Origin of the sequence: Zoogloea sp., assembly GCF_028689785.1 — a bacterium.
Taxonomy (GTDB): domain Bacteria; phylum Pseudomonadota; class Gammaproteobacteria; order Burkholderiales; family Rhodocyclaceae; genus Zoogloea.
Genome location: NZ_JAQVCN010000024.1, coordinates 1 through 11,392, shown reverse-complemented (window position 1 = coordinate 11,392; position 11,392 = coordinate 1). Strand labels below are relative to the sequence as shown.

Annotated in this window: 6 protein-coding genes; all 6 read left to right on the top strand. The window is 58.9% G+C overall.

Translation table 11 applies throughout. The features are described from left to right. The first annotated feature begins 2 nt into the window (after positions 1–2). The 6 genes from PHI64_RS12080 (at position 3) to brxL (ending at position 10,799) form a co-directional block, all read left to right on the top strand. Positions 3–3,404 (top strand): DNA methyltransferase, encoded by a 3,402-nt coding sequence (locus tag PHI64_RS12080; RefSeq protein ID WP_299882969.1) that lies wholly within the window; start codon positions 3–5, stop codon positions 3,402–3,404. A gap of 4 nt (positions 3,405–3,408) precedes the next feature. Next, positions 3,409–4,377, top strand: coding sequence for a DUF932 domain-containing protein (locus PHI64_RS12075; protein ID WP_299882967.1), 969 nt, complete (start codon positions 3,409–3,411; stop codon positions 4,375–4,377). A gap of 133 nt (positions 4,378–4,510) precedes the next feature. Beyond that, a complete protein-coding gene (locus tag PHI64_RS12070) occupies positions 4,511–5,806 on the top strand; it encodes an ATP-binding protein (RefSeq protein ID WP_299882965.1) in 1,296 nt (431 codons plus the stop codon). Next, a complete protein-coding gene (locus PHI64_RS12065) occupies positions 5,794–6,402 on the top strand; it encodes a hypothetical protein (RefSeq protein ID WP_299882963.1) in 609 nt (202 codons plus the stop codon). The genes PHI64_RS12070 and PHI64_RS12065 overlap by 13 nt, the downstream gene beginning before the upstream one ends. Then, on the top strand, positions 6,399–8,747 hold the full coding sequence (pglZ, locus tag PHI64_RS12060; protein ID WP_299882961.1) for a BREX-1 system phosphatase PglZ type B: 2,349 nt from the start codon (positions 6,399–6,401) through the stop codon (positions 8,745–8,747). The genes PHI64_RS12065 and pglZ overlap by 4 nt, the downstream gene beginning before the upstream one ends. A gap of 3 nt (positions 8,748–8,750) precedes the next feature. Beyond that, entirely contained in the window at positions 8,751–10,799 is a 2,049-nt protein-coding gene (brxL, locus tag PHI64_RS12055; protein ID WP_299882959.1) for a BREX system Lon protease-like protein BrxL, read from the top strand. The last annotated feature ends 593 nt before the right edge of the window (positions 10,800–11,392 follow it).

Sequence of the window (11,392 nt, the reverse complement as noted above, 5' to 3'; positions counted from 1 at the left end):
CCATGATGCAAGCACTCGACAAAGACCTGCGCAGCGCGTTGGAAAAGACCGTCAAAGCAGCCCGCACGGTCGCTGACGCTGCCGCGCACGCGGCAGTGGACCAACTGGGCGTTGGCCACGACAAGCCTGAGGCCTTTCTGAGCGATGACGAGAAGGCGCTTCGCAACCGCCTGCGCACCCACGGCAAGCAGCTTGGTGACGCCCGCGACTCGAAGAGCACCAACCCGACTTACGGCAAGCAAGAGGTGCAGCACCTGGTGCAAGAAGTGGCCTACCAGCACTGGCACCGTATGCTGTTCGCCCGCTTCCTGGCCGACAACAACCTGCTGATGTACGACGGCGTGGCCGTCACCATCGAAGAGTGCGATGAGCTGGCCCCCGACGAAGGCGCCAAGAGCGGCTGGGAGCTGGCCGGCAAGTTGGCCGCCCGCATGCTGCCGCAGGTATTCAAGCCGGGCTCGCCGGTATTCGAGCTGAACTTTGCGCCCGAGCACCAGAGCGAGCTGGAACGTCTGCTCAAGGACTTGCCCGATGCGGTGTTCAAGGCCAGCGACAGCCTGGGCTGGGTGTACCAGTTCTGGCAAGCCGACAACAAGGACCGCATCAACAAGTCGGAGGTGAAGATCGGTGCCGACGAGTTGCCCGCCGTCACCCAGCTCTTCACGGAGCCGTACATGGTGGCCTTCCTGCTTCACAACTCGCTCGGCGCCTGGTGGGCCACCCGGCATCCGGGCAAGCCATGCCCCGTCAACCTCGACTACTTCCGCACCCTGGAAGACGGCACCCCGGCCGCAGGCAAGTTCGAGGGCTGGCCCGACTCCCTGGCCGACTTCAATCTGCTTGACCCGTGTTGCGGTTCGGGTCACTTCCTGGTGGCCGCCTTCCTGATGCTGGTGCCAATGCGCATGGCGGCGGAAGGCTTGAGCGCCAAGGAGGCGGTGAGTCGCGTCCTTGCTGAGAACATTCATGGGCTGGAGCTTGACCCACGCTGCGTGGAGATCGCGGTGTTCGCAGTGGCCCTGGAGGCATGGCGCTTTCCAGATGCATCTGGCAAACCGCTCGGTGTGCGAGAGATTCCGGCACCCAATATCGCGTGCTGTGGCCTCAAGGTCGCGGCCAAGGCGCAGGACTGGGAAGCGCTAGTTCCAGACGACGCTCCAAATGTTGAATACATGCGCCAAGAGTTGCGCCAATTGCATACCAGCTTTTCCGATGCGCCACTGCTTGGCAGCCTGCTGGACCCGGCACGTAGCTTGAAGAACGACTTGGCAATGTCCAGCTACGCGACATTGACGAGCTTGCTAGGCAAAGCGCTAGCCACTGAACGCCCGGCCAGTCTGATAAATGAAGATGACGATCGCTGGGAATTAGCCCTAAGCGCGCAGGGATTACTTGAAGCGGCGCGCCTGTTAGAAAGACGCTACCACCTCGTCATAACCAATGTGCCTTACCTGGCCAGAGGTCGGCAAAGTGATGCTTTAAAGCAGTATTGCGCCGCCCACTACGCGGAGGCAAAAAGCGACATAGCCAATGTTTTCTTGGAACGCTGCTTGGAGCTTGCATACGATCAAGGCCACGGCGTAGTGCAAATCGTTATGCCGCAGAACTGGCTTTTTCTAACTGCCTACAAAGCACAGCGCGAGTCACTGCTTAAACGTGTGCAATGGAATCTCCTGGCCCGGTTGGGTGAAGGTGGCTTCGATAGCCCGCAGGCGGCTGGCGCATTCATCATCCTGCTGACGCAGACTCACGCTTCAGCAACCGATGACTTTCGACTTCGAGGCATAGATGCCAGCGCACTTAAACGGCCAGCGGAAAAGGCTACGTTGTTGCGGTCAGGTGAGGTGGTCGACGTTAGACAGAGGGGGCAATTGGATAACCCAGACGCTCGAGTTGCGTTTGAAGAGGCTCACGGCGCGATCTTGCTCTCCCGCTATGCGGACGGCTTCAAAGGCCTTTCCACCGGCGACTTGAACCGATTTATTCACGAGCACTGGGAGCTCCCACGAATCTCTGACGGATGGGTTCCATACCAAGGCTCGGTAGAGCGCAGCGAGGAATTCGGAGGGCGATCCCAGGTTCTGTTGTGGGAAAACGGTGACGGCGCGATGGTTCAACAGCCATCCTGTTACGTAAAAGGTGCAAAGGCATGGTCCAAAAAAGGGGTCTCTATCACACAAATGCGTGGCCTCCCTTCTACCCTGTATCAGGGAGAGATGTTTGACGAAAATGCAGCTGCGGTCATTCCTTCAAACCCAAATCATCAAGCCGCACTGTTTTGTTATGTCACGAGTCCAGAATTCCTTGTCAACGTCAGACAGATTGATGCTGCACTGAAGGTAACAAACAAGACCTTTGTGAAGGTCCCGTTCGATGTTGAACATTGGGAGCGAGTAGCAAAGGAGCGCTACCCAGACGGGCTTCCCAAACCCTATTCAAACAACCCAACTCAGTGGATCTTCCACGGTCACCCATCGACTTCCAGTGATCCACTTCAGGTCGCAGTTGCTCGCCTAGTTGGCTACAAATGGCCCGCCGAGGCAGACGGCAAGATGGACCTTTCAGACGATGCCTATAGATTGATCGCCAGCAGCAGGGCTCTAGCAACCCATGCAGACAAGGACGGCATTGTCTGCATTCCTCCAGTAGGCCAAGAGGCATCTGCGAGCGATCGCCTATTAAACCTGCTGGCCGATGCCTACGGGACTGATTGGAGCAATGATGTCCTGGCACAACTGCTGACAGCGGTCGGTCACGGCGGCAAGTCGCTCGAAACCTGGCTGCGGGACAAGTTCTTCACACAGCACTGTGATGGAAAGCTTTTCGGCAACCGGCCCTTCGTATGGCACATATGGGACGGCCTGAGCGATGGTTTTTCTGCCCTGTTGAACTATCACAAGCTCAACTACAAGACACTTGAGAAGCTAACTTACAACTATCTAGGACAAGATTGGATTGGTCGCCAGAAGCGCGATGCCGACAACGGCATCGACGGCGCCCAGGAAAAGCTGGCCGCTGCCGAAGCGCTGAAGAAGCGCCTGGAGTTGATCCTGGCAGGTGAGGCGCCCTACGACATCTTCGTGCGCTGGAAGCCCATCGAGGAACAACCCATCGGCTGGAACCCCGATCTGAATGATGGGGTTCGCCTCAACATTCGCCCCTTTGTTTTGGTTGAGGACATCAAGGTAAAGGATGCTGGCGTGCTCCGAGACCGAGTAACCAGCCGTGATCCGAAAACAAAAGAGCTCAAGCTGTGGGGGAAAGACCGTGGCAGCGATGTACCGTCGGCCCCTTGGTACGAGCTGGGCCTGCAATACGGCGGCAAGGTGGGCGACCGTATCAACGATCACCACCTGACGCTGGCCGAGAAGTGCGCAGCTCGCGCCAAACAGGGAAAGGCATAAGACCATGACGACCGCCCCCCGAGCATGGACGGCCAGAGAACCTGCCGAGGCATTCTTCCCAGTAGAGATGCTCCCCCTGTTCATGCCCACTGCAGACGGCCTCGAGAAGTATCAGCAGCTCAAGCGCCACTTCGCGGTGGTGGATGTGGAGCGACAGAACCCCTTTGCGGTGGTGACCGACGACTACGAGCTGGTGACGAACAAGGCTGCCTACGACATGGCGGCCGAGGTGATGAAGAAGGTGTTCCACACCACGCAGATCGGCGACATGGCGTGCTTGAACATCACCATGCCTAAGACCCGGTCGTTCTGCCACATCGACTTGATCCACAAGACCGCCGACTTCTCGCCGTGGGAGAGGGACAAGTGGACGGCGTTTCTGCGCATCAGCAACAGCTACAACCGCACCCGGCTGCTGCGCTTCGAGCTGGGCTTTTGCCGCTGGATCTGTTTGAACGGCATCATCTTTGGCAGCAAGAGCATCGAGTTTAGCTACGCCCACACCCGGCGCGGTATGGATCGAGTGGACCGTTTCGTCGAGAACATCGGCGACATCCGCAAGCTGGAAACCGCCCTAACCGAGAAGCTGCACCAACTCAAGCGCTACCACGTGCCCGAGAAGGAGATGCTGGCCCTGCTGTGCCGCGCCTTCGACATCAGGGCGCCCAAAGACGTGGTTGAAAAGCCAAGGCGCGTAGACGACCTTCTGGCTTTGCGCGGCCAGGCTAAGAGCCTGACCAAGGCTTACTTCACGGAGATGGGGCCGCACGGCTATGCCGCGCTGAACGTGCTGACGGACTACGCGTCGCGCCCCGCGGGCGTGATAGCACCGGAGGCCAGCATGCATGGCCTACAGCAGAAGGCGGGCAGTTGGATGGACGACTTCATTTCGGCCATCAAGAACCCCGACTTCTCATTTGACCGCTACCTGGCCGACTACCGCCAAACGGCGGAGGTGATTGAGTCCCTATGATCAAGTCGGTCAACAACTACCCGGTCTCGCAGCTCTTCGATGGCGCCGGAGAGAACGGCTCAGGGTACTTCCTCGGTTCGATCAAGCTGGTGGACCAAGTAATGAGACTATTTGCCCTGACAGGGGAAAAGCCATGCTGAAGCACTTGAAACTGACAAACCTTGGCCCAGCCGACACCGAGTTGGAGTTTGGAAAGCGCCTGAACCTGATCACGGGCGACAACGGGCTGGGCAAAAGCTTTTTGCTGGATATCGCCTGGTGGTCCATGACCAGAAAGTGGCCTGCCGAGGTCAACCCCAAACTGACTTCGGGGAAGAAGGCGCTCCCCCGAGGAGATGGGGACGCCAAGATTGACTTCTCATTCACCGGCAAATCACGGTCTGTTGAATATGTCAGCAGCTACGCCCGACGCGACGAAGCTTGGACGGGCCAGCAGGGCCGTCCGGCAAACCCCGGCCTGGTCATTTATGCCATGGCAGATGGCGGCTTTGCCGTTTGGGACCCGGCTCGCAATTACTGGCGCACGCAAGGGGGAGTGGACGTTCAGGATCGTCCGTCTGCCTATGTTTTCAGCCCGACAGAGGTTTGGGATGGCTTGCCAGGTACGGAAGGCAATTGGCTTTGCAATGGGTTGATCCGGGATTGGGCGAGTTGGCAGAAGGAGAACGGCACCGCATTCAAAAACCTGTGTGCTGTGCTTGATGTCTTGTCTCCTGACACCGCGGAGAAGCTATCGCCGGGAGAGCTGACGCGGATCAGCCTGGACGACGTACGCGACATGCCAACCGTCCGCATGCCCTATGGCAAGGATGTAGCGGTGGTGCATGCGTCGTCCGGCATGCGTCGCGTGATTGCCCTGGCTTATTTCTTGGTTTGGTGTTGGGAAGAACACCAGAAGGCGGCCAAGTTGCTCTCAGAGCCGACGACCAACCAGGTCGTCTTTTTGATCGATGAGGTGGAGTCACACCTGCATCCCAAGTGGCAGCGCCGAATCATCCCTGCGCTCTTGAACGTGACGCAGTCCTTGATCGCTGGCGCAGAGGTTCAACTGCTTGCCGTGACCCACTCCCCACTGGTGATGGCATCTGTTGAGCCGCGCTTTGATGAGGCCATGGATGCCTGGTTTGATCTTGATTTGGTTGCAGCTCAAAGCGGTCAACAGCCGACCGTGGAGTTCAAGAAACGGCCCTTTGTTCGGCTGGGTGATGCTTCTCGCTGGTTGATGAGTGAAGCCTTTGACCTTGGCAGCGCCCGCTCTCTGGAGTCAGAGCTGGTGTTGCAGGAGGCTGCTGAGATTCTCTCCGAGCAAGAGATCGACCACACCAAAGCGAAAGCGCTGGATGCAAAGTTGCGTGGCCTGCTGGGAGACACCGACCCCTTCTGGATTCGTTGGCGCTACGTGGGCGAAAAGCAAGGGTGGCTGCGATGATTCCGGTGGCGGCTCAGCCGGAACCCGCTGCTTTCGATGCCGAGGTTCGTCAGAAGGGCTTGGCCCACCTCAACAAAAAGGGGTTTCCGTTAAATCAACCTTTGCCGCCCAAAGCGGAGATTGAGCCCTATTGGCGCGCCTGTCTGACAGACCTGCACCAAGCGTATAGCGGGGTTTGCGCCTACCTGGGCGTCTTTTTCGAGCGTGTGATGGGTGGTGGGAGCGTGGATCACTTTATTGCCAAATCCACTCATGCGGGATTGGCCTATGAGTGGAGCAACTACCGATTGGCGTGCTCAACAATGAACAGTCGCAAACGTGAATACAGCGACGTACTGGACCCGTTTTTTCTCGCGCCTGACCTGTTCCGCTTGCAGCTTTCGACTGGCCACATCTACCCGAATCCGGATTTAGATGCTGTGTCTATGCGACTGGTTGAAGAAACCATTGGGCGGCTCGGGCTTGACGATCCGCAATGCAGAGAGCTGCGTGCGCGCTGGTATCAAGACTATCTCGAACACGGATTGCCAGCCGACTACCTAAGAAAGAAATCGCCTTTTGTTTGGCACGAAGCGAATCGTCAGGGGCTGTTATGAGAATCATCGAGTGCCTGATCAAAACCCTGCGCGACTCGGCTATCTTCAACCCCGAGGTTCAAATCGCGCCCTCGTGCATCTTGTGGCCCGACAAGGACCGCCAGTGGGAGGCGGTGATCCCGCGCCTGCAGAGCGAGTTGGCTGAACTGCTGGTGCTGGGCGACTACGCGCCAGAGAGCCGCGTCGGCCCCGCCATCTGGCTGCGCTGCGTGCTCGCAGGCAAAGCGCCGGATGTCACCCTGCCTGCCGACCGAGTGCCAGTTTTCTACCTGCCCGGCGTGAGCCGCCAGGACTTGCGGGCGATCGAAGACTGTCCGGACCTCTTGAAGCCCTTGGCTGAACTGCAGTACCGGGGCGTGATCTGGTCACAGGCGAACGCCAAGGACTGGACCATCATGGCCTTCCTGAAGTCGGACCAAGGCGGCATGGGTCTGGATGTGGCCCAGGACAACGAGGCCAAGAACGCCATGCAACTGGCGCTGTACCGGCTGCTGGATGAAGAGCTTGAGCTGTTGAAGGGCAAGCGGCTAGACAAGGATTACTTCAACACCTTGTTGACCGGTGGCGACCCGGTGCGCGACCTGCTGCAGTGGCTGGATCTGGGCGACACATTCCAGACCACGCGCGGCGCCAACGAGTGGAAGGCCCTTGTGGAGGTCTGCAAGTCACAGCTAGCGTTCAACCCTCAGGCCGATGGCGTCCTGGCCGGTGCCAGCAAGCTGGCGATGCGCGAAGGCCCCTGGCATTCGGTGTGGGAGCGATACAGCGAAGCACCGAAGCGTTACCCCAACCTCCCGAACCGAATCCGCCAGTGCAAGCCGCCCGACCTGGGCATCTTCGATACGCCGGCAGAAAAGCTTGGCGGTTGGCCGCAATGGAACGCGGAGCAAGAGCAGTCGCTCCAGAATGATTTGCTGGCGTTGAATCACTTGCCTGCGCATGACGCGAGAACGCGGCTCCTGGATCTCGAAAAGACCCATGCGCCACGCCGAGAGTTTGTTTGGACGGAACTTGGCGAGTCGCCACTGGCCATGGCGATCAAGCATCTGGCGGTGATGGCAGAAGTGACCAGAACGGCGCTGACAGCGGGGGCGGTTGCGGATTTGCAGGTGGCCTACGCCACGCAGGGCTGGCGCGCCGACGATGCGGTGCTGTCGGCACTAGCGTGCGTTAGTAGGGCGTCGGACGTTGACGCTGTGACGATGGCGACGCGGGCCATCTATCTACCCTGGCTGGAAGAGTCTGCGCGCTATCTGCAAAAGCTGGTTTATGGAACGACCTATCCGGGAGGGGGTGTAGCGGAGACTCCGGCCAGCTATAAGGTTGATCGGCAATGCACGCTATTTGTGGATGGTCTGCGACTTGACGTGGCTCGCCGCCTCTCGATGACTCTGGAGGCCCGTGGCTGTCACGTGGCAGAAACCATGCATTGGGCTGCGCTGCCCAGTGTGACCGCGACCGGTAAGGCGGCTGCTTCGCCTGTGCGGACCAAGATCAGTGGCTCTGACGACTGCGATGACTTCGAGCCTTGCGTTGCTGCCACCGGCCAGTCGCTAAAGGGCGGCTACCACTTAAAGAAGCTGCTGAACGACAACCAATGGAAGGTGTTGGAGCGCACAGAAAACGGTGACGGCCAGGGCAACGCGTGGTGCGAATTTGGCGACATCGACAGCGAGGGTCATGCGCGAGGCTGGAAGCTGGCCAAGCACATCGACCCGCTTCTCGCAGAAATTGCAGAGCGCATCGGCGCCTTGTTGGCTGCCGGTTGGAACAGCGTCAGGGTGGTGACCGACCATGGCTGGCTACTCATGCCTGGCAAATTACCCACGATTCAGATGTCCAAGGATCTCACCGACAACAAATGGGGGCGTTGTGCCTCGATTAAGCCAGGCGCTGCGACTAGTGAGCGCTTGTACCCCTGGTACTGGAATCCAAACCAACAGTTCGCACTGGCCGACGGTGTGAGCTGCTATGGCAAATCGGTGGACTACAACCATGGTGGGCTGAGCCTTCAGGAGTGCCTCACCCTGGATCTTGTGGTGACCTGGGCCGGAAGCACATCAGGCAAGCAAGTGGCCGAGGTCACCGACATCGCTTGGAAGGGCTTGCGCTGCACGGTGGGTGTGGACGGCCAGTACGCGAATCTGTCCCTGGACATTCGCACCCAGGCGGGCGATCCGGCGTCCAGCGTGGTCGTGAGCCTGAAGCCGCTCAAGGATAACGGCACAGCATCGGTGGTGGTTGAAAACGAAGAACTGCAAGGCCGCGCGGCGTTTCTGGTCCTGCTCAGCGCATCGGGCGAGCTGGTGGCCGAGGCAAACACCGTGATCGGCGGAGGAGGATGATGAATGATTGAATTGGATCAGATCGACAAAAAAGCCGCCTCGGTGCTGGACGGGTATTTGGTCCGGAAAGACTTGGTCCGTACCTTCAGTCGGCAATTTCCGGTACCCACCTACGTTGTCGAGTTCATGCTTGGGCGCTATTGCGCAAGCACCGATCAGGAGGAGATCGACGAGGGTCTGGAGATTGTTCAACGCCAACTCAAGTCCCGCACGGTGCGGGCCGGCGAGGAAGAGCTTTTCAAGGCCAAAGCGCTGGAAACCGGCGAGGTGAAGATCATCGACCTCGTGACGGCGCGCGTGGACAACAAGGGCGAGTACGTGGCCAGCCTGCCGAGCCTGCGGCTGACGGATGTGCGGATCAGCAGCGAGCTGGTCAACCAACACGAACGTATGTTGACCGGTGGCTTCTATGCCGAGCTGGGGGTGACGTTTGATGTGGCCATCGCTCAGGAGGTCAAGGGGCGTCCGTTTGGTATCACGTCGCTGCGAGAAATTCAGCTGTCCAAGCGCGACGTGTTGGACACCCTGGCCAAGGCCCGCGAGGCGTTCACCTCCGAAGAATGGAAGCGCTTTCTACTGCGCTCCATCGGCATTGAGGCTAGCGAGCTCAGCGACCGCCAGCGAAATGCCCTTCTCCTACGCATGGTGCCGTTTGTGGAGCGCAACTACAACCTGGTGGAGCTCGGTCCGCGCGGCACAGGCAAGAGCCACCTGTTCCAGCAGGTTTCGCCCTACGCCCACCTGATTTCAGGTGGCAAGGCCACTGTGGCCAAGATGTTCGTGGAGAACACAGCCAAGGGCCGCCGGGGTTTGGTGTGCCAGTACGACGTGGTCTGCTTCGATGAGGTGTCAGGCATCTCCTTCGACCAGAAGGACGGCGTAAACATCATGAAGGGTTACATGGAGTCCGGCGAGTTCAGCCGTGGCAAGGAGAGCATCCGCGCGGACGGCAGCATCGTCTTGGTCGGCAACTTCGATGTCGATGTGGAACACCAGCAGCGTGTGGGGCATTTGTTTGGCCCCATGCCGCCAGAGATGCGCGACGACACCGCTTTCATGGACCGCATCCACGCATTTCTGCCGGGTTGGGATGTGCCCAAGATCAACAAGGACTTGGTCACCAACCACTTCGGCCTGGTCAGCGACTTCCTATCCGAGTGCTGGAGCCAACTTCGGAATCAGAGCCGCGTGAGCGAATTGCAGAACCGCGTCTTCTTTGGCGGCGCCCTGTCTGGCCGAGACACGAATGCGGTCAACAAGACAGTCAGCGGCTTGCTCAAGCTGCTGTACCCGAACTCAGATACCCCGGTTCCGGACGAAGACCTGGAATGGGCCGTTCGCATCGCCATGGAGGTGCGGCGCCGAGTCAAAGAGCAACAAAAACGAGTCGGTGCCGCAGAGTTTCGGAACACCCACTTCAGCTACATCATGGGTGCCGATGGCGTGGAGAAGTTTGTCTCGACGCCTGAGCTGCAAAGCGACAACAGCATTGGCGGCGACCCGCTGGAGCCAGGTCAGGTGTGGACCATCAGCCCTGGCGGCGGCGACGAAAACTCGGGCCTCTACCGCATCGAGGTCAATGAAGGCCCCGGGTCAGGCTTGAAGGTGCTCAACAAACCCATTCCTCCCGCGTTCCGCGAGAGCATTGGCTTTGCCGAGCAGAACTTGTACGCCAGGTCGCTGCAGTTGGTTGGCGATAAAGATCCTCGGCAGCATGAGTTCACGGTGCAGCTTCGGGCGTTTGACGCGGCGAAGTCTGGTGCCAAGCTTGGTGTGGCCTCTTTGGTGGCCCTTTGCACGTCGCTGTTGAAGCGAAGCGTACGTGGCGGCTTGATCATCGTCGGCGAGATCAACCTCGGTGGGTCGATTGAACTCATCCACAACGCCGTCACGATTGCCGAGATCGCCGTTGAGAAAGGCGCGACGTCACTGCTGATGCCGGTGGCGTGTCGGCGCCAGTTGGTCGACTTGTCCGACGACATGGCGACCAAGATCGACATTCAGTTCTACTCCGACGCCCGCGATGCGCTGTTGAAGGCCATGGCCGAGTGACCCCAAAGGAACTACACCGCCAGCGTCGTCAGTGGTTTTGCATGCAAGAATACAGGGCGGGGAATCGTGTGTAATGGGATTGGCGTACTGCACCCGAGTGTCTGTGCCAGCTAATTGATCTAGAGTCAGGCATCTATGCCTTTGGATTGCCGGTGATGTGGGGAGAAGGCGCAGCGTGCATCTATCGTCAAACATAGCTCCTGTGCCAATTCTGTGATGTATTCCTTGTACCGAAGGAGGTGGTGTGAGCGTAGCGCGGCTACACGGCGCAGTTGATTCATTGAGATAGGCGTATGACGAGATGAATAAGCACATAGAGCCCATTTGATCCGTCGGCGCAAGTACGCCTCCTCGCTTTCAGCGTGGCGTTTTGCTTCGGCATGTGCCAGTGGCAGGAGTGCAGCTTGCTTTTGCAAAGCACCGGCTTCACGGAGTAAGCGCGATGTTGATATTCGTGTTGGGCGTCCCAGGGCAATCGCACCGTTACGTCATAAACCCGAGCACCTCCGCCCGGAACTCATCGGAAGCGGAGGCGAGCAGGCGCTTGTTCTTTATTCCGGCCTTGACCGTCGAATTGAGCCGTAGGAGATTCA

Excerpts from the sequence above, each read along its gene's own strand:
- brxL (WP_299882959.1), top strand. The coding sequence starts at position 8,751 with ATGATTGAATTGGATCAGATCGACAAAAAAGCCGCCTCGGTGCTGGAC.
- PHI64_RS12075 (WP_299882967.1), top strand. The coding sequence starts at position 3,409 with ATGACGACCGCCCCCCGAGCATGGACGGCCAGAGAACCTGCCGAGGCA.
- PHI64_RS12080 (WP_299882969.1), top strand. The coding sequence starts at position 3 with ATGATGCAAGCACTCGACAAAGACCTGCGCAGCGCGTTGGAAAAGACC.
- PHI64_RS12070 (WP_299882965.1), top strand. The coding sequence starts at position 4,511 with ATGCTGAAGCACTTGAAACTGACAAACCTTGGCCCAGCCGACACCGAG.
- pglZ (WP_299882961.1), top strand. The coding sequence starts at position 6,399 with ATGAGAATCATCGAGTGCCTGATCAAAACCCTGCGCGACTCGGCTATC.